General features: G+C 60.6%; 15 protein-coding genes and 1 tRNA gene. 6 read left to right on the top strand and 10 right to left on the bottom strand.

Going from position 1 to position 18093, the window contains the following annotated elements; genetic code table 11:
• The 3 genes from cysT to oscA form a co-directional block, all read right to left on the bottom strand.
• On the bottom strand, positions 1–819 hold the full coding sequence (gene cysT, locus ACLEJQ_RS23680) for a sulfate ABC transporter permease subunit CysT (protein ID WP_003186964.1): 819 nt from the start codon (positions 817–819) through the stop codon (positions 1–3).
• Between the two features lie 193 nt (positions 820–1012).
• Positions 1013–2026 carry a sulfate ABC transporter substrate-binding protein gene (locus ACLEJQ_RS23675; RefSeq protein WP_440799003.1) on the bottom strand — a complete coding sequence of 338 codons (1014 nt, stop codon included), beginning with the start codon at positions 2024–2026 and terminating at the stop codon, positions 1013–1015.
• A gap of 170 nt (positions 2027–2196) precedes the next feature.
• The gene (gene oscA / locus ACLEJQ_RS23670; protein WP_042732574.1) at positions 2197–2379 is read right to left on the bottom strand and encodes a sulfur starvation response protein OscA; all 183 of its coding nucleotides are present in this window, start codon (positions 2377–2379) and stop codon (positions 2197–2199) included.
• Between the two features lie 410 nt (positions 2380–2789).
• On the opposite strand from oscA, the gene ACLEJQ_RS23665 reads away from it, so the two are divergent.
• From ACLEJQ_RS23665 to ACLEJQ_RS23655, 3 genes are read left to right on the top strand one after another with little or no spacing between them, the layout of a single operon-like run.
• Positions 2790–3323, top strand: a complete 534-nt coding sequence (locus ACLEJQ_RS23665) for a hypothetical protein (protein WP_440799000.1) — start codon at positions 2790–2792, stop codon at positions 3321–3323.
• Positions 3320–4726 carry a PAAR domain-containing protein gene (locus tag ACLEJQ_RS23660; protein WP_440798998.1) on the top strand — a complete coding sequence of 469 codons (1407 nt, stop codon included), beginning with the start codon at positions 3320–3322 and terminating at the stop codon, positions 4724–4726. The genes ACLEJQ_RS23665 and ACLEJQ_RS23660 overlap by 4 nt, the downstream gene beginning before the upstream one ends.
• On the top strand, positions 4723–5466 hold the full coding sequence (locus ACLEJQ_RS23655) for a hypothetical protein (protein WP_440798996.1): 744 nt from the start codon (positions 4723–4725) through the stop codon (positions 5464–5466). Before ACLEJQ_RS23660 ends, ACLEJQ_RS23655 begins: the two co-directional genes overlap by 4 nt.
• Before the next feature lie 103 nt (positions 5467–5569).
• Here the strand turns inward: ACLEJQ_RS23655 and dibA are convergent, their stop codons facing one another.
• A complete protein-coding gene (dibA, locus tag ACLEJQ_RS23650; RefSeq protein ID WP_440798994.1) occupies positions 5570–7477 on the bottom strand; it encodes a phosphodiesterase DibA in 1908 nt (635 codons plus the stop codon).
• 146 nt (positions 7478–7623) lie between these two features.
• Here dibA and desA point away from each other — a divergent pair, with 146 nt between their 5' ends.
• Together desA and ACLEJQ_RS23640 are read left to right on the top strand one after the other, a co-directional pair.
• A complete protein-coding gene (gene desA / locus ACLEJQ_RS23645) occupies positions 7624–8808 on the top strand; it encodes a delta-9 fatty acid desaturase DesA (RefSeq protein WP_440798992.1) in 1185 nt (394 codons plus the stop codon).
• A 312-nt stretch (positions 8809–9120) separates the two neighbouring features.
• Complete coding sequence (locus ACLEJQ_RS23640) at positions 9121–10110, top strand: GGDEF domain-containing protein (protein WP_440798990.1); 990 nt, start codon at positions 9121–9123, stop codon at positions 10108–10110.
• 138 nt (positions 10111–10248) lie between these two features.
• Here ACLEJQ_RS23640 and ACLEJQ_RS23635 read toward each other — a convergent pair whose 3' ends face one another.
• From ACLEJQ_RS23635 to gabD, 3 genes are all read right to left on the bottom strand, one after another.
• The gene (locus ACLEJQ_RS23635; protein ID WP_440798988.1) at positions 10249–11466 is read right to left on the bottom strand and encodes an HDOD domain-containing protein; all 1218 of its coding nucleotides are present in this window, start codon (positions 11464–11466) and stop codon (positions 10249–10251) included.
• Between the two features lie 133 nt (positions 11467–11599).
• Complete coding sequence (gene gabT, locus ACLEJQ_RS23630; RefSeq protein ID WP_440798986.1) at positions 11600–12877, bottom strand: 4-aminobutyrate--2-oxoglutarate transaminase; 1278 nt, start codon at positions 12875–12877, stop codon at positions 11600–11602.
• Between the two features lie 174 nt (positions 12878–13051).
• Entirely contained in the window at positions 13052–14494 is a 1443-nt protein-coding gene (gene gabD, locus ACLEJQ_RS23625) for an NADP-dependent succinate-semialdehyde dehydrogenase (RefSeq protein ID WP_440798984.1), read from the bottom strand.
• Positions 14495–14843: 349 nt separating this feature from the next.
• Between gabD and ACLEJQ_RS23620 the strand changes: the two genes are divergently transcribed.
• A tRNA-Arg gene (locus ACLEJQ_RS23620) sits at positions 14844–14920 on the top strand.
• A 61-nt stretch (positions 14921–14981) separates the two neighbouring features.
• Here ACLEJQ_RS23620 and ACLEJQ_RS23615 read toward each other — a convergent pair.
• The 3 genes from ACLEJQ_RS23615 to ACLEJQ_RS23605 all read right to left on the bottom strand — a co-directional run bounded on the left by ACLEJQ_RS23615 (position 14982) and on the right by ACLEJQ_RS23605 (position 18025).
• The gene (locus ACLEJQ_RS23615) at positions 14982–15617 is read right to left on the bottom strand and encodes a hypothetical protein (protein WP_440798982.1); all 636 of its coding nucleotides are present in this window, start codon (positions 15615–15617) and stop codon (positions 14982–14984) included.
• Positions 15614–16186, bottom strand: a complete 573-nt coding sequence (locus tag ACLEJQ_RS23610; protein WP_440798980.1) for an RNA polymerase sigma factor — start codon at positions 16184–16186, stop codon at positions 15614–15616. Before ACLEJQ_RS23610 ends, ACLEJQ_RS23615 begins: the two co-directional genes overlap by 4 nt.
• A 168-nt stretch (positions 16187–16354) precedes the next feature.
• Entirely contained in the window at positions 16355–18025 is a 1671-nt protein-coding gene (locus ACLEJQ_RS23605) for a vWA domain-containing protein (protein ID WP_440798978.1), read from the bottom strand.
• Positions 18026–18093: the final 68 nt, after the last annotated feature.

Here is an 18093-nt window from a genome sequence, read left to right as displayed (position 1 = left end):
TTATGGGGTTTCGATGCGCCGCTGCAGCAAGTTGATCAGCAGCAACAGGACGAAGGAAACCACCAGCATCAGCACACCGATGGAGGTGGCGCCGGTGTAGTCGTATTGGTCGAGCTTGACCATGATCAGCAGCGGCAGGATCTCGGTTTTCATCGGCATGTTGCCAGCGATGAAAATCACCGAGCCGTATTCACCGACGCCACGGGCAAACGCCAGGGCGAAGCCGGTCAGCCACGCCGGCAGCAGTGCCGGGACGAGGATGTGGCGGAACACTTGCCACGGCTTGGCACCGAGACAGGCAGCGGCCTCTTCGACTTCACGAGGAATGTCGGCCAGCACCGGCTGCACTGTGCGCACCACGAACGGCAGCGTCACGAAGGTCAGCGCCAGGGTGATACCCAGCGGAGTGTAGGCGATCTTGAAACCCAGGTCGGTGGCGAACTGGCCGACCAGGCCGGTCGGCGCATACAGGGCCGTCAGGGCGATACCGGCGACGGCGGTGGGCAGGGCAAACGGCAGGTCGATCATCGCGTCGATGATCTTGCGTCCGGGAAAGGTGTAGCGCACCAACACCCAAGCCAGCAGCGTACCGATCACGCCATTGATGACCGCGGCGTACAGCGCGGTACCAAAGCTGAGCTTCAAGGCAGCCAGTACCCGTGGCGCCGAAATGATCGCCCAGAACTGTTCCCAGGTGAGTTGAGCGGCATGCACGAACATCGCCGCCAGCGGTATGAGCACAATCAGACTGAGATACACCAGGGTGTAGCCCAGCGTCAGCCCGAAGCCGGGTATGACGGGTGAGATGCGACGCGACATAAGAGTCCTTGGTTAACTGTGAGAGCGAGCTGTTGTGGCGAGGGAGCTTGCTCCCGCTGGGCTACGAAGTAGCCCCAGGAATTCTGGGAGCGCTTCGCACTGGTGCGCCAGCCCGCTCCAGCGGGAGCAAGCTCCCTCACCACAACAAGCTCGCTCGCCACGATAAATCCTGTTGAGGCTTGATCGGAGCAGCTTACTGCGCCTGATAGATCTGGTCGAACACCCCACCATCGTTGAAGAATTTCGGTTGGGCAGTTTTCCAGCCGCCGAAGTCTTTATCGATGGTCACCAGCTCCAGTTTCGGGAATTGCTGGGCGTACTTGGCCGCCACGTCCTTATCCCGTGGACGATAGAAGTTCTTGGCAGCGATTTCCTGGCCGGCCGGGCTGTACAGGTGCTTGAGGTACGCTTCGGCGATTTCGAGGTTGCCCTTTTTCTCGGCGTTCTTATCCACCACCGCTACCGGCGGCTCGGCGAGGATCGACAGCGACGGCACGACGATGTCGAACTTGTCAGCGCCACCGTCTTCCTTCAGGGCCAGGAACGCTTCGTTTTCCCAGGCCAGCAACACGTCGCCCTGGCCGTTGTTGACGAAGGTAATGGTCGAACCGCGGGCGCCGGTGTCGAGGATCGGCACGTGCTTGAACAATGTCTGCACATATTCCTTGGCCTTGCCTTCGTCACCGCCGTTGGCTTTCAAGCCATAGGCCCAGGCCGCGAGGAAGTTCCAGCGCGCACCGCCGGAGGTCTTGGGGTTGGGGGTGATGACCGACACATCGTTCTTGATCAGGTCGCCCCAATCCTTGATGCCTTTTGGATTGCCCTTGCGCACCAGGAACACGATGGTCGAGGTGTAGGGCGTGCTGGCCTGCGGCAGGCGTGTCTGCCAATCGGCCGGCAGGGTTTTACCCAACTTGGCGATTTCGTCGATGTCACCGGCCAGCGCCAGGGTCACCACATCGGCCCGCAGCCCATCGATCACCGCCCGACCTTGCTTGCCCGAGCCACCGTGGGACTGCTGGATCTTCACGCTGTCATCCGGGTGCGCTTTCTTCCAGAAACTGGCGAATTCGGCGTTGTAGTCCTGATACAACTCGCGGGTCGGGTCGTAGGACACGTTGAGCAGCTCGTAATCCTTGGCGACGGCGGAACCGGCAAAAACAGCGCTGGCCAGGGCGGCCAGGGCATAACGACGAATTGACGACATGGGTGAAAGCTCCTGGAATTCTGGTTTTTTCTTATGGCTTATAAATCGTGTGGTTTGAAGACCGAACGCTGTGGGAGCAAAGCTTGTTCGAGATGAAGGCGCGCCGCAGTTCCCCAGAAATCGAGGCGCCTGTTTTCGCAAGCAGGCTTTGCTCCCACAACCAGACTGTTTCAGCCCGGCTTATGACTCGGCTGCTGCAAACGGAATTTTTCCTTGCGTTCAATCTGGACCACTTGCGCGTTGTGCACGGTGATTTCCACTGCCCCGAAACGTAGATCGCGTAACGCGCTCTGGATCTCGCGCAAGATGGTTGCTTCGTCCTGGCCGTCAACGCTTCGTAGGGATGCGCTCATGCTGTTGCTCCTTTGGATGAATGCCTGGCAGTGGGCGGCACTGCTTGCGGCGTGGGAGCCATACTAGATAAAGCGAGATATTCTTAAAAAGACTATTTGAGAATTTTTATATAACCAAAAACATAAGCCTGGATTATGAACACGCGAGGAGTCGTCGGTGCACGGTCTTGAGGTTGTCAGTGATGTCGGCTGATGCACTCCTGACACCGACGCCCGAAAAATCGCCCAACAAATGCATTGTGGCGTAGGAAAAAGCGCAACTCGACCTACGAACTTTCCTATTCGTTGCAAAGGCTCCCGCGCCGGGATTGCTCCCCATCAGCGGCTCATCGTTTTATTCATCGCATCCCGGGAACAGGGCAACGCAGCCCGGACCCTGCGGACGACTTCCCTGAATAAGAGCCATGAAAATGACCGAACCCTCACTGCCCCGCTACACCAACGAAGCCAGCGCTGAACGCCTGAGCCACATGGACGATCTTTACTTCGAGCCGGAGCGCCTGCTGGAGGGGTGTGACGAAGAAATCGCGGAACTGCTCAAACGGCACCAGGCCTACGCCAAAGCCCATCCACCTATCGCCCTCTACCGAGTGGCCACCGAGGGTAGCCAGACCCGTGACGGCGGAACCATCCAGCAGGCTTCATCAGGGCTGGAACTCACCTTGGAGGGCCGCAAGCTACGCGCCGCACTGAGAGGCGACAAGGTCGTGTATCCCGACGGCAGCATGGCGCGCATCGTCACCGGGGCCGGTAAACGCAATAACCATTTTGCCCTGGTCGGCAGCCGTCTCAGCAATGGTGACGAGATCATCAACACGCTGCAGAAAACCTTGATTGTCGTCCAGCGAGAAGGCGTGCCGATGGCGGAGGATTTCCTGCCCGCCATCGAGCCCGTAGAAGGCCGCCGCCTGCGCCTGGTTGCGCGCAAGGAGAACGCAGGATGAGCGTGGGTTACTACATCGGCCTGGGCGACGGAACCACTTGCGGCGGAACAGTCATCGATGGCGATCCGGGGATCAGCCTGGATGGCCTCCTTCACGCCTGCGAAGGTGATCGCGTCACTTGTGGAAAAGACGGGGAAACCTACCGGATCCTGGGCGGCATTTCCCACATGATCAGCAACGGCCGGCTGATGGCGGGTACGCTGGACAGTCGCAGCGGATGCCCCTGTAACGCCCAGTTGCTCCCTTCGGTGTTCTCGGCCACCTACAGGAATACGGCCCCCGCCGTGCCAACCACCCGAGCGGTCCCGCCAACCTCCGCGCCGGCAACCCGCGCACCCGCGACGCCACGCCCATCCGGCTTTGCTCCAGCGAACAGCCCGCCGCCGGTGGTATTCAATCGCGTGGAACCTCAGGAGCCTGGCTTCTATGTCGTTCCTAAAAGCGTGAGCCGCGAAGCGCTGGAGGCCACGCTATTCCCCACGCCCGACCTGGCGGTGATGCGTAAATTCCGGGCATTGAACCCGCATCAGGATGTGGTCAAGGCGGGGTCGATGATCGTGTTGAGCGATCCGAACAATCTGCAATGCAGCCGGGAGGAGGCGCTGCTGATGGAAACCGCGAGCTGGATCAATGCCGCCCTTGACCCCCTTAGCGTCGACGAGGCCGACTTCATGGCCCGGCATCGCGACGAAATCCAAACCTTCCTGACCCATGGCTCAGTTGCTATCGGGGTCGGCGAGGCCATTTTCTCCAAAAACCTGAAGGACGTTAAAAACCTTCTAAATGACATAGAGGCCCTACACCAACGAACTTTCCAGCGCGACGGACACCTGCGCTCGCCGATGTTTTTTGCCGAACGGAAACAGCTGCTCTCAAAGCTCGACATCCACCTGACCAGCATGACGCGAAAAGGCATAGGACTGCCGGATCATCCAAACTTGAAAAGCGCCTTGGGCATATCGAGTCGCAGTCTGGTCCACCGCTGGACCAAGGCCGGTGGCGCCGGCCAGATTCCTGGCTATGCGACCCACATCGAGGGTGTTTCCAAAGCGGCCAAAATTGTGAAATACGGGGGCTGGGTTGGTACGGCTGTTGGTGGCGGCGCTTCGTATATGAAAGTTCAGGGTGTTTGCGCGGCGGGTAAGACAGAAGCCTGCAAAAAAGTGAAATTTACTGAAGGAGGAGGCTTTATTGGAGGCGTGGCGGGTGGGGCGGTTGTTGGGTCAGTACTGACCACCTCAACTGCTGGAGCCATTTGCCTCGCATTGGGTGTTCCGACCGCTGGTACAGGCACCCTGGTTTGTGGCCTGGTGGTAGTAGGAGTGGGTTCTATGACCGCTGGGGCAGCCCTTGGTAAAGCCGGCGAAAAAATCGGAGAACTAATGTATGAGGGTATGAAATGAGTTTGAGTGTCGTTGAAAAGATATTCCTCAGTGTTAGCTTGACTGGTTTCGGTGGTGTGCTCGTTTTTCTTGCGCTCGCGCTGTACATCGCTTATACCAAGATGGATGAAATATTGAGCCATTTAAAGAATAGCCCTTTCGTTATGAATCGAGCTTCATTCAGACATGGAGGTCCATGGGGTAAACTATTTCTTTTGGGCAGTATTGTCAGTGTAATAAAGTCCCCTGGACTATATACATCTGATGGCGGCGCCAGCAACCAAGACTTGGTGAGTTTTCCCGAATCGTTAAAGAAAAAATTAATCGCCCTTTACCGGTTCGGCGGTTACTTCTCTTGGATTCTTATACTCTGCTGGTTCATTTTCTGTATCGACTGGTGGGCCATGGGGCTTGCGCGTCTCACAACCGCCTTGCTATTAACCGCTGCGATACCCGGGTGGGTGGCTCTATGCTTGTGGTTAGCACAAGGAAACACTGACACCATAATCAGCAACTTTAAAAACAGCTCAGCCATAAACATTAGGGCAAGGCTCAGTAAGGGTGGTCGCTTCGGGAAGCTGACCTTCATGATGGCCATACTTATTATCGTCACATGCGGCCGATTTTTTGTAAGGCGCGGCACCCTCGACCCTACGGAGCTAAACAACCTGTCCAACTCGCTGAAAGTTAAACTCTCCCTTATGTTCTGGGCGGGGTGCATCTTGATTTTGAGTTTGCTTCTACTTTATTTGTCCCATTGAACGGTTCGGTCACGGAGGGGACGTGATGCTGCGCTTTGAATGCCGGGGGCGTTAGGTATCAACCAATACCACGAGACTCAAGAATCTGTTAGACGTTCCGACATCAAACAATAGCCGGCGCACAATTCCAGTCCAACTGCCCCGCCGCAACCGGCCGCCCAAACCAATACCCCTGCCCTAACTCACAACCCTGCTCCCGCAAAAACGCCGCCTGCTCCCGCTGTTCGATACCCTCGGCATGTACCTGCATGCTCATGCTGCGGGCCAGGGCTACGATCACGCGGACGATCGCCACGTCGTCCTCGTCCCACGGCAGGCCGGCGACGAAGCCCTGGTCGATCTTGAGTTTTTGCACCGGCAGGCGCTTGAGCCGCAGCAGTGAGGAATAGCCGGTGCCGAAATCGTCGATGGCCAGGCGCACGCCCAATTCTCGCAGGCGATGCATCTGTTCCAGCGCCACCTCCGGGTCTTCCATCACCGCGCTTTCGGTGACTTCCAGTTCCAGGCATGCCGGGGCCAGGCCGGTGTCGTGCAGCACACGGGCGACCTGATCGTATAACTCGCGATGGGCGAACAGCCGGCTGGAGACATTGACCGCGACGAACGACAACGACACGCCGGCCTCTTGCCATCGGCACATCTGGCGGCACGCCTGGTCCATGACCCAGGCATCGATCTGGGCGATCAGCCCGGTGCGCTCGGCAATGGGAATGAACTCGGCCGGTGAAACCAGCCCGCGCGTGGGGTGCTCCCAGCGCACCAGCGCCTCGACACCGATCAGGCGGCTGGTCGCCAGGTCGTGTACCGGCTGGTAATGGACGCGCAATTCCTGTTGCTGGAGGGCCTGGCGTAATTCAAAGGCAATCTCGACCCGCTGCTGGGCGTGGGCAGTGAGTTCTTCGGTGTACAACGCGTAGCCGTCGCGGCCGGTGCTCTTGGCCTTGAACAGGGCCGAGTCGGCGTTGCGCAGCAGTTGCCCGGCGCTGCGGGCGTCGCCGGGGAACAGACTGATGCCGATGCTGGCATTGATGAACAGCGCATGGCCGTCCAGGCGCAACGGCTCTTTCAACGCATCAAGGATACGCTGCGCCAGCACCGCCGCCTGGCCCGGCTGGGAGCAGTTTTCCACCAGCACTGCAAACTCGTCACCGCCGAGCCGGGCCAGGGTCACGCCCGGCGCGAAGAGCCCGCGAAAGCGCTCGGCCACGCTTTTGAGCAAGTCATCGCCGACGTTGTGACCCAGGCTGTCGTTGATGTTCTTGAAGTGATCCAGGTCCACCAAAAGCAGGGCGCAACCGCGCTTGTGGAGCTGCGCCGAGGCCAGGGCCTGTTCCGCGCGATCGGAAAACAACAGGCGGTTGGGCAAGCCGGTCAGCGGGTCGTGATGGGCCAGGTGCGCCAGTTCGTGTTCGGAATCCTTGATCGCACTGATGTCCGAAAATACCGCTACGTAATGGCTGACCTTTGCATCGTCGTCGCGAATGACGCGGATTGTCTGCCATTGTGGGTAGATTTCGCCGCTTTTGCGCCGATTCCAGATCTCACCGCTCCATTCGCCCAGCTCGGCCAAGGCAGTGAACATGGCGCGGTAGAAATCGATGCCATGGCGCCCGGACTTGAACAGATTGGGACGCTGACCCAGCACCTCGTGCTCTTCATAGCCGGTAATCGTCATGAAGGCGCGGTTCACGTGCACGATCAGGCCGTTACGGTCCGTTACCAGCACCCCTTCGCGGGTGCAATCGAATACCGCGGCGGCCTGGCGCAAACGTTCGCGGTCGGCACCGTGCCCGGTCTTTGCAAAACAGCGCGCAATGCGCACCCGCGCCAGGAACATCAACCCGGCGCTGACCAGCACCCAGGCGTAACCGTTGATCAGGAGCCAGTGCTGCTGGTCGATGAATTTATCGAAGAAACTGCTCAATAAATAACCAACCAGCTGCAACCAGATGACTGAAAACAAGAGATAAAGCAGCGCCGCACGCAGCGCGCCGCGTTGATGGGCAGTCATTCGGTCTTCCATGTCCCTACAGAGAGGCCGGGATTATAGAGGAAGAAACATCCTGCCACTCTTATCTGAAAGGCCGACTGGTTTTATCTGTGGGGCCGGTGATAATGCAACGGCAGTTTCTATCTTTATCGAGGGCCCAACAGCCTATGTGGTACGAAGGTTTTCTTGGCTTGTCAGCCTGGTCGCTGGTGGCAGTCACCCTGCTGATGACCCACGTCACGATCATTGCCGTCACAGTCTACCTACACCGTTACTCGGCCCACCGCTCCCTGGAGCTCAACGCCAGCCTCAAGCATTTCTTCCGTTTCTGGCTGTGGCTGACCACGGCGCAGAATACCCGCGAGTGGACCGCCATCCACCGCAAGCACCACGCCAAGTGCGAAACCGTGGATGACCCCCACAGCCCGGTCATCAAGGGCTTGTCCACCGTGCTGCGCAAAGGCGCCGAGCTGTATCGCGCCGAAGCGGAAAACCCGGAAACCCTGCGCATCTATGGCAAGAACTGCCCAGAAGACTGGATCGAACGCAACCTCTACAGCCGCTTCCCGCTGCTGGGCGTAGCGATCATGGGCGTGGTCGACCTGCTGCTGTTCGGCACCATCGGCATCACCATCTGGGCCATCCAGATGATGTGGATCCCGGTCTGGGCCGCCGGCGTGGTCAACGGCCTGGGCCATGCCGTGGGCTATCGCAACTTCGAATGCCGCGACGCGGCGACCAACCTGGTGCCCTGGGGCATCCTGATCGGCGGCGAAGAGCTGCACAACAATCACCACACCTATCCCAACTCGGCCAAGCTGTCGGTGCGCAAGTGGGAGTTCGACCTGGGCTGGGCCTGGATCCGGGTGTTCAGCTTCCTGCGCCTGGCCAAGGTCCAGCGCGTCGCACCGATTGCCCACCGGGTCGCCGGCAAGGGCCACCTGGACATGGACACCGCCATGGCGATCCTCAACAACCGTTTCCAGATCATGGCCCAGTATCGCCGGCTGGTCATCGCGCCGCTGGTCAAGCAGGAGCTGGAAAAGGTCGATCACTCGGTGCGCCACCAGTTCCACCGGGCCAAACGCCTGCTGTCACGGGAAACCAGCCTGCTGGACGACCGGCATCACCTGCGCATCCAAAACATGTTGGAACACAGCCAGGCCCTGAAAGTTATCTACGAAAAACGCCTGGCGTTGCAACAGATCTGGGTCAAGACCAGCAGCAACGGCCACGACATGCTCGCCGCCATCAAGGAATGGGTCCACGAAGCCGAGGCCAGCGGCATCCAGTCCCTGCGCGACTTCGCTGATCAGCTCAAGACCTACTCGCTGCGGCCTGCTACTGCCTGACAGCAGAACTCCATGGCAAACCAACTTGCTATGGAGTGGCATTTTTTGTGGCGAGGGAGCTTGCTCCCGCTCGGTTGCGCAGCAACCGCAAAATCCTGGAGCCGCTTCGCGGCCCAGCGGGAGCAAGCTCCCTCGCCACTGGGTTCATCGACCGGGCCTCCCCCTGAGGAACTATCCGACCCCGCCCTTCGTCGCCTGGAAAGGAACTTCGCCCGCGATCCTTTATCTCAAAGAGCACTTCGCCATCCAGGCGGTTTTTGGAGAAAGCGCGTGCGAACCCACAACAGCGCACGCTCTTTGAGATTTGTGCCGATGGTCGACAAGAACCTACAGGATTCATCCCAACCTCACTGGCCTGAAGCGGCCCAGACGCTCATGGCGCTGATGCACGCCCAAGGCGAAGTGGCGCGCCTGAGCGAACGCGAGCAGTTGTTCAGTTCCTTACTGGTCAGCGTCAATGCGGTGCTGTGGGCATTCAACTGGGAAACCCGGCAGGTGCTGTATGTCAGCCCCGCCTATGAGCGAATCTTCGGTCGCCCGGCCGGTCTGGTCCTGGCCGACTTCAACGAGTGGCGCGACGCAATCTATCCTGACGACCTGGAATACGCCGAACGCAGCCTGGCCGAAGTGTTGGTCAAAGGCGCGGTCGAGGACCGTGAATACCGCATCATCGCCGCCGACGGGCAGATCCGCTGGCTGAGCGACAAATGCTTCATCAACCGCAAGGACGAGCCAGGGCAACCGGTGATCGTGGTCGGCATTGCCGAGGACATCACTGAAAAGAAGCGCCTGGAAAGCGAACTGCAGCGGCTGGCGACCACGGACGTGCTCACCCAGAGCAGCAACCGCCGGCACTTTTTCGAATGCGCCCATCGTGAATTCGAACAGGCACGTTTACAGGGCACGCCCATGGCGTTCCTATTGCTGGACATCGATGATTTCAAGGTAATCAACGACACCTACGGTCATCAGGAAGGCGATAACGTGTTGCAGAAAATCGCCGAAAGCGGCCGTTCGGTACTCAGGCGTGGTGATCTGTTCGGGCGGATTGGTGGCGAGGAATTCGCGGCGGTTTTCCCCGGCTGCGCCCCGGACATGGCCCTACAGGTGGCCGAACGGTTGCAGCGGGAAATCCAGCGCCTGGCGTTCCGCTGCGGCGAGCAGGGCTACGGCATTACAGTCAGCCAAGGCCTGACCGGCATCACCGCCGACGACCAGAACCTCGACAGCCTGTTCGCCCGCGCCGATGCCGCGATGTATGAAGCCAAGCGCCAAGGTAAGAATCGTATTATTGCGGCTTGAAAAATCAGCACTGGAGACACACCGCCCCCCTGTGGGAGCGGGCTTGCTCGCGAAAGCGGTCTTACATTCAACAGCTGAGTAGACTGGCGCACCGCCTTCGCGAGCAAGCCCGCTCCCACAGGGGGCTGGGTGGTCGCTTCACTTCCTGCGCAAGCGCGTCAATTCCGGCAACCCGATCTTCAACAAGCGCGCCGTGCGCCCACGCGCCAGTTCCTCCAGACCTTCATAAGCGGGCAGGTGTGCCATTTGCGCGGCCATGTTCATCACCAGCGCTTCACGGGAATAAACCCCACCACCCAGGCTATAGACCGCCGCAATCAGCTCGCGCAACTCCAGCGGCAACCGCCAGCGCGTGCGCAATGCCGAGCCGAAACCAGCGCCGTACCGCTCAAGCGAATTGCCCACCTCCTCTGGTTCATCCAGTTCACCGCCGGCCTGCTTCCACTCTTCCAGGCACCGTAGCAAAGCCAGGTCGCCCAGGCGATGCAGGAGCCCGGCGCAGTAGCAACGCTCCTGCTCCAGATCCAGCAAACGCGCCATGGTCCGGGCGTATTCAGCCGTGTGCAGCGACAACTCCCAGTAACGTTCGGCATAGTCCGCCAGGCACGGGACGCTCAGCCGGGCGCAGCGCTTGAGTGTCAGGCCGAGGATCAGGTTCATGCTCTGCCCCGCGCCGAGATGATGAAGGGCCTGAGCCACGGTCTGCACGCGCCCGCCACCCTGATGCTGAGCGGCGCTGTTGGCCGCCGCGATCAGCACGGCGGTGACCTGCGGGTCGGTACGCAATTCTTCTTCCAGCAGTTTCAGGTCCAGGCCACCGGGGTTGAGAGCCCGTTTAACCGCCACTTGCACATCGGTCATCAACGGTGCGCCCTCGGACACATTACGCCGACGCTCGAGAAACGCCGACAGGCTCAACCCCGGCGCTGGAACCGGCGCATCGTTGGTGGCTTCCTCAACGGTACCCAGCAATAAACCTTGCAGACGCTGGATGAGGTTTTCACGGTCCAGCGGCTTGGTCAGATAGGCCGTCGGCGCCAACGGCAAGACCTCACGCACGCTGGCACTGTCGTTGCGTCGACTCACCAGGATGAACGGCAAAGCCGGGGTCCGAGACTGCTGGCGCAGGCCTCGCAGGATGCTCAAGCCATTGACTCCCGGCAGCTCCCAATCGGCAATCACCAGGTCGTAGGAATTTTGTGCAAGCAGATCCAGAGCCTGTCGGCCCTCGCCACAGCTGTCCACCCGGGCGTCACAGCGCAGGCTCGACACCACCTGTTCAAGCAACTCTCGGGATGCCGGGTCGGACTCGGCGATCAACACACGGGGTACAGCGGGTAAATCCACAGCGGTCATACAGCATCACTCCCTTGCCATACTTGCACCTTAGACAATGCGGGCCGATCCAGACAGTTCAAAACCGACGAGAAAAACAGGCGAACAACAAAAAACCCGCCGAAGCGGGTTTTCTGTGAATCAGCTCGCCGTATCAGAGTTCGGAGAAGCACTCTTCGATGATCGCCAGGCCTTTGTCCAGTTGCTCGTCCGGAGAGGTCAGCGGCACCAGCACCCGCAAGACGTTGCCGTAGGTGCCGCAGGACAACAGGATCAAGCCCTTGTCACGCGCCTTGGCCACGACCTGAGCGACCGCAGCGGCGTTCGGCTTATGGGAATCGCCATTCTCGAACAACTCCACGGCGATCATCGCCCCCAGGGCACGGACTTCACCGATCACCGGGTATTTCTTCTGGATGGCCTTGAGGCCCGTGACCAGCCGCTCGCCGACGGCCTTGCAACGATCCAGCAGGTGTTCTTCTTCGAACACTTCCATTACCGCCAGCGCAGCAGCGCAAGCGATCGGGCTGCCGGCGTAGGTGCCGCCCAGGCCACCCGGCGCGATAGCGTCCATGTACTCGGCCTTGCCGCACACACCAGCCAGCGGGAAGCCGCCGGCAATGGACTTGGCGAACGTGGTCAGGTCGGGGGCGACACCCATCTGCTCCATGGCGAAGAAGGTGCCGGTACGGCCGGCGCCGGTCTGTACTTCGTCAGCGATCAGCAGAATCCCGTGCTGGTCGCACAGGGCACGCAGGCGTTTCATGAACTCCTTCGGTGCTACGTAGAAACCACCCTCGCCCTGCACCGGCTCGATGATGATCGCGGCGATGTCACGCGGCTCGGCGTCGTTCTTGAAGATGCGCTCGATGCTGGCGATCGAATCATCGATGCTCACGCCATGCAGTTCGTTCGGGTACAGCGCACGGAAGATGCCACCCGGCATCAGGCCCATGCCCGCCGAGTACGGCACGACCTTGCCGGTCAGGCCCAGGGTCATCATGGTGCGGCCGTGGTAGGCACCGGTGAAGGCAATCACACCAGCACGGCCAGTGGCGGCGCGAGCGATCTTCACGGCGTTTTCCACCGCTTCGGAACCGGTGGTGACCAGCAGGGTTTTCTTGGCGAAATCGCCCGGCACCTTGGCGTTGATTTTTTCGCACAGTTCCACGTAGGGCTCATAAGCCAGGACCTGGAAGCAGGTGTGAGTCAGCTTGTTCAACTGTTCGGTCACGGCGGCGATGATTTTTGGATGTACGTGGCCGGTGTTCAGCACGGCGATGCCGCCCGCGAAGTCGATGAATTCACGACCTTCGACGTCGGTTACCGTGGCGTTCTTCGCCGACTCGGCGAAGATCGGGTGAATCTGGCCAACACCGCGTGGAACAGCGGCGGTACGGCGGGCCATCAGGTCAGCGTTAGTCTTGCTCATTACAGTCCTCATTCGCCGCTCATCGGTCGGCGTGGGTCAAGGATTACACGGCGGGAAGTCAACGGCGGCAGCATGCGATGATCGACTGCCACGGCGTTCCCGACCGCAGAGAAATTACATTTTCAAACGGCGCAAAGGGACAGCGCTCTCGTGCCCTTCGCGCTTGCAGCAGGATCAGATACCCAGGCAGAGGTATTTGATTTCCAGGTAATCCTCGATGCCGTACTTGGAGCCCTCACGGCCCAGGCCCGAAGCCTTAATGCCGCCGAACGGCGCGACCTCGTTGGAAATCAACCCGGTGTTGACGCCGACCATGCCGTATTCCAGGGCTTCGGCCACGCGGAACACACGGCCCAGATCGCGGGCATAGAAGTACGAGGCCAGGCCGAACTCGGTGTCGTTGGACATCGCGATCACTTCGGCTTCGTCTTTGAAGCGGAACAGCGGCGCCAGCGGGCCGAAGGTTTCTTCCTTCGCCACAGCGGCGTCTTTCGGCACGTTGGTCAGGATGGTCGGCTCGAAGAAGTTGCCTTCCATCGGCTTGCCACCGGTCAGCACGGTCGCCCCTTTGCCGACCGCATCGGCGATGTGCTCCTGGACCTTGGCCACGGCTTTCTCATCGATCAGCGGACCGGTGGTGGTGCCCTCTTCCAGACCGTTGCCGATCTTGAGCTTGGCCACCGCCGCCTTGAGTTTCTCGGCGAAGGCGTCATACACCGAATCCTGGATGTACAGGCGGTTGGCACAGACGCAGGTCTGGCCGTTATTACGGTACTTGGAGATGATCGCACCCTCGACGGCCTTATCCAGGTCCGCGTCGTCGAACACGATGAACGGCGCGTTGCCGCCCAGTTCCAGAGAGACTTTCTTGATGTCCTTGGCGCATTCGGCCATCAACTGGCGACCGATCTCGGTGGAGCCGGTGAACGACAACTTGCGCACGATCGGGTTGCTGGTCAGCTCGCCGCCGATATCGCCGGCGCTGCCGGTGACCACGCTCAGCACGCCTTGAGGAATACCGGCACGGTGCGCCAATTCCACCAGGGCCAGGGCCGAGAAGGGGGTTTGCGACGCCGGCTTGATGACCATGGTGCAACCGGCGGCCAGGGCCGGGCCGGCCTTGCGAGTAATCATCGCCGCCGGGAAGTTCCATGGGGTAATGGCTGCGGTCACGCCGATCGGCTGCTTGATCACGATCAGGCGCTTGTCGGGCTGGTGGCCGGGAATCACGTCGCCGTAGATGCGCTTGGCTTCTTCGGCGAACCACTCGATGAACGATGCGGCGTAGGCGATCTCGCCCTTGGCTTCGGCCAGCGGCTTGCCCTGTTCCAGGGTCATCAGGCGACCCAGGTCGTCCTGGTTCTCGATCAGCAGTTCGTACCAGCGGCGCAGCTTGTTGGCGCGCTCCTTGGCGGTCAACGCACGCCAGGCCGGCAGCGCCTTGTCAGCGGCTTCGATTGCACGACGGGTTTCGGCAGCGCCCATTTTCGGCACGGTGCCCAGCACTTCGCCCGTTGCCGGGTTGGTGACCTTGATCGTCTGACCGTTGTCCGCATCGACCCAAGCGCCATCGATAAAGGCTTGCTGGCGGAACAACTGGGTGTCTTTAAGCTGCATGTCGGCTTTCCTTAACAGCACCGCGCGCACGCGGAGCGAATTAGAGTTGTAGAAAGGCGCCTTATGGGCTGCCGTCAGGGAAATCATTCACCGGGCTGAAGCACAGAAATAACGCACATAAGCATAGACGTGCGGTTCAGCACCCAGACAAGAGCGTTTGAAATCTCAAACGAATGCTAGGGCCGATGGGGGTGAAGGACAATAGGCTGTTCGAAAAAAAGAACGAAAAACCCGGATTTGCCCGTTTTTCCTGATCAGCGTAGCCCATGCCCGCCGAAGGTCAGGAAAACACCGGCGAATCAGCAGCATGGACGCCCGCTATGCTTATGAGTATCATGGCGCCCGCGTTGCACCAGTAGCTCAGCTGGATAGAGTACTGCCCTCCGAAGGCAGGGGTCGTGGGTTCGAATCCCGCCTGGTGCGCCATATACAGTCGAAAAGCCCCGAGTCGTAAGACCCGGGGCTTTTTTGTGGGCGATGTTTTTTCTCAACGCTTGCGCAACGCCTCCAACCGCGCTGGCAAATCCTCCATGGGAAAACGCTTGTGCAGCGCCAGCAGCTTTTCATCTGCCGCCCGGGCCTCCCCCGCTTGGCGCAGGCGCAGGACATCCGATAATTCTTCCTCCAACGACGGCTGCGCGACGGGTGTGCGTTTGCTCATTTTCGCAGCAGGCTTATCCGCCTGAAGTTGGCCGGCGAGGTTATCCGGAGCAAAGGCCATCTCAGCCTGGGGCGCCATGCGGGCCATTGGCGCGGGCGCCGGCATGGCGGGTGCTGGCGCGGCGACAATGACCGGCGCCCGGCGGTCGGCGGAATAATCCAGTGAGGCCGGCGCGGCCAGCTCGTCGCGGGGCGACTCATCGTGGGGCAGTGGTGAGCGCAGCACCAGGCCGATCATCAGCGCCACACCCGCCACCGTAGCGAATGCCACTTGCCAACGCGGCCGTTGGCAGGCCTGAAGCCAGCGTTGCCACAGACTTGGTTCGGGCGCCGGGGCTTCGCGCTGTGCGGCGGCCAGGATGAAGGCGTCCAGCGACGCGGGCGGTTCGCCATGGGCATGTTGACGGAAATGTTCGATCAGCGCGTCGCCCGCCGGATCCGAATTGTGTTGGGAGTCGATCATGCGGGTACCTCCTCGGCCAGCAGGCGGTGCAATTTTTGCTGGGCGTAACGCAAGCGGCTTTTCACTGTTTCCAGTGGGACGCCAGTCAGGGCAGCGATCTGCGGCAGCTCAAGATCGCCGTGCAGGCGCAGCAGGAAAACCTCCCGCTGGTCCTCGGGCAACGCCTGCAACGCAGCGTCCAGGCGCGCCTGGTCGCGACTCAGGCTCAACTGCTGCTCGGGGCTGCCACGGTCATCGGGCTGGACGTGAAGCTGCTCGTCGTAGCTGTCATGCAACGGGTTGTGGACACGGTGTTTGCGCCAGTGATCGATCAAACGATTGCGGGCAATCTGGAACAGCCACGTACGAAAACTCGCCCGTCCTTGTGGCTGGCTGGCGCTTCGGATCAGGCTGAGCCAGGTGTCCTGGAAGATTTCCTCAGCCAGCTCAGCCTTGTTGCTCAGCGACAGCAGGAAGCGGTAAAGCCCCTGCCGATGACGGGCGTACAGGGCTTCAAAGGCAGCACCGTCGCCGTGGCGATAACGGGCCAGCAATGATTCGTCGCTGGGGGGATCCATCGGCGCGGGCATTGGGGGAACGAACTCCTTTCGTGTGAACACGGTCTTGCAAACAACAAGGGCCCACTGTGGGAGCGAGCCTGCTCGCGATGGCGTCGGATCAGCCAACAGTGTCGTCGACTGATCCGACGCTATCGCGAGCAGGCTCGCTCCCACAGTTGATCCCCGTTGTGCTTGGGATCAGTGCCTGGCCACAGGCTTGAGGCTCTGGGCCAGCTCGACCATCTGCACAAACTCGGCGCGCAGCCCGAACGGGTCTTCGCCGCAGGCGGAGCGGGCCAATTGGGCAGTGTCCTTCAGGGTCATCTCGCCAGTGTAGCGTCCATCGCCCTTGAGCTGCTGGGCGAACGCGGCGACGGCAGCCGAGAAGCGCAGGTCGTCGCTGGCCTTGCCTTCGCTCTGCGCGCTGCTGATCGGATGCTCGATCAGCCGGCTGCTGCCGCCCTCGGCAGGCTTGTAGCGCACCCGCAACATCGCCAGCTCCCCGGCCTTGCCGTCCTGCTTGGGCGTGCTGGCGTAGCGCAACGGCTCCAGCCAACCTTTTTCTCCCTTGGGAACAACTTCGTACAACGCCGTCACCGTATGCCCGGCGCCGATTTCGCCCGCGTCGACCTTGTCGTTGTTGAAATCCTCCCGCTTCAGCGCACGATTTTCGTATCCCAGCAGGCGATACTCACTGACTTCGGCGGGATTGAACTCCACTTGCAACTTCACATCCCGCGCCACCACCGCCAGGGTCGAGCTGAGTTGGTCGACCAGCACCTTGCGCGCTTCGAGCAGATTATCGATGTAGGCATAGTTGCCGTCGCCTGCGTCGGCCAGTTGTTCCATCAGGTGTTCATTGTAGTTGTCCACACCGAAGCCTAACGTCGTCAGCGACACGCCGCTTTTACGTTGGTCCGCTGCCATTTGCTTGAGGCTGTCGAAGTCACTGATGCCGACGTTGAAATCGCCGTCGGTGGCCAGCAGGATGCGGTTGATGCCCTTGTCGATATAGCTTTCCCGGGCCATCTGGTACGCCAGCTCGATGCCCGAGGCACCGGCCGTAGCCCCCCCAGCGGTCAGTTGATCGATGGCGTTGCGGATCTTCTCCTTGTCACGACCCGAGGTGGGCTTGAGCACTACCCGTGATTCGCCGGCATAAACCACCAGGGACACCCGGTCCTGGTCGCGCAATTGGTCCACTAACAACTTCAGCGTGCTTTGGACCAGCGGCAAGCCTTCACGGCGATTCATGGACCCGGACACGTCCACCAGGAAAACCAGGTTGGCCGGCGCCAGGTCCGCCACCGCACGGTCGGACGCCTTGATACCGATGCGCAGCAGACGGGTGTGCGGGTTCCATGGCGACGGAGCCAGTTCGGTGGTCACGCCGAACGACGATCCGTCGGTGGGCAACGCGTAGCTGTAAGGAAAGTAATTGACCATTTCCTCCAGTCGTACAGCGCCTTCGGGCGGCAGGCTACCCTGGTTGAGGAAACGTCGCACATTGGCGTAGCTGCCGGTGTCGACATCGACGCTGAAGGTGGAGACCGGCGTTTCGGCCACGCTGTGGATGGGGTTGTCCGGTAGTTTTTCGTATTGCTCCCGCGGCTCGGAGCGGTAGTCCCCAACGATCGAGTCGTTCATCACCTTCGACGAGGCCATCGGTGCCGGCGCACTCATGCGCTGTACCGCAGGCTGGGCCATATAAGCTACCTCGCCCTTGAGCTCAGAGCTGGGCGCCGCAGCTACCGGCTCGCCCGGCTTGGCGGTTTCCCCGTACGGCTGGCTACAACCGGCCAGCGCCACCAGCAGGGTCACGGCGAAGCCCTGGGCAGCGGGGCGTAGGAATGGAAGCGGGCGGGACATGGGCTGAACCTCGTGAGTGGATGATCCGTTCACAAGCTTCGACGAGAGACTTTCATGGTTCGGGTTAA

Origin of the sequence: Pseudomonas sp. SMV71 (assembly GCF_052042015.1) — a bacterium.
GTDB lineage: Bacteria > Pseudomonadota > Gammaproteobacteria > Pseudomonadales > Pseudomonadaceae > Aquipseudomonas.
Note: the sequence above shows the minus strand (reverse complement) of the source record. Positions and strands in the feature narration are given on the sequence as shown.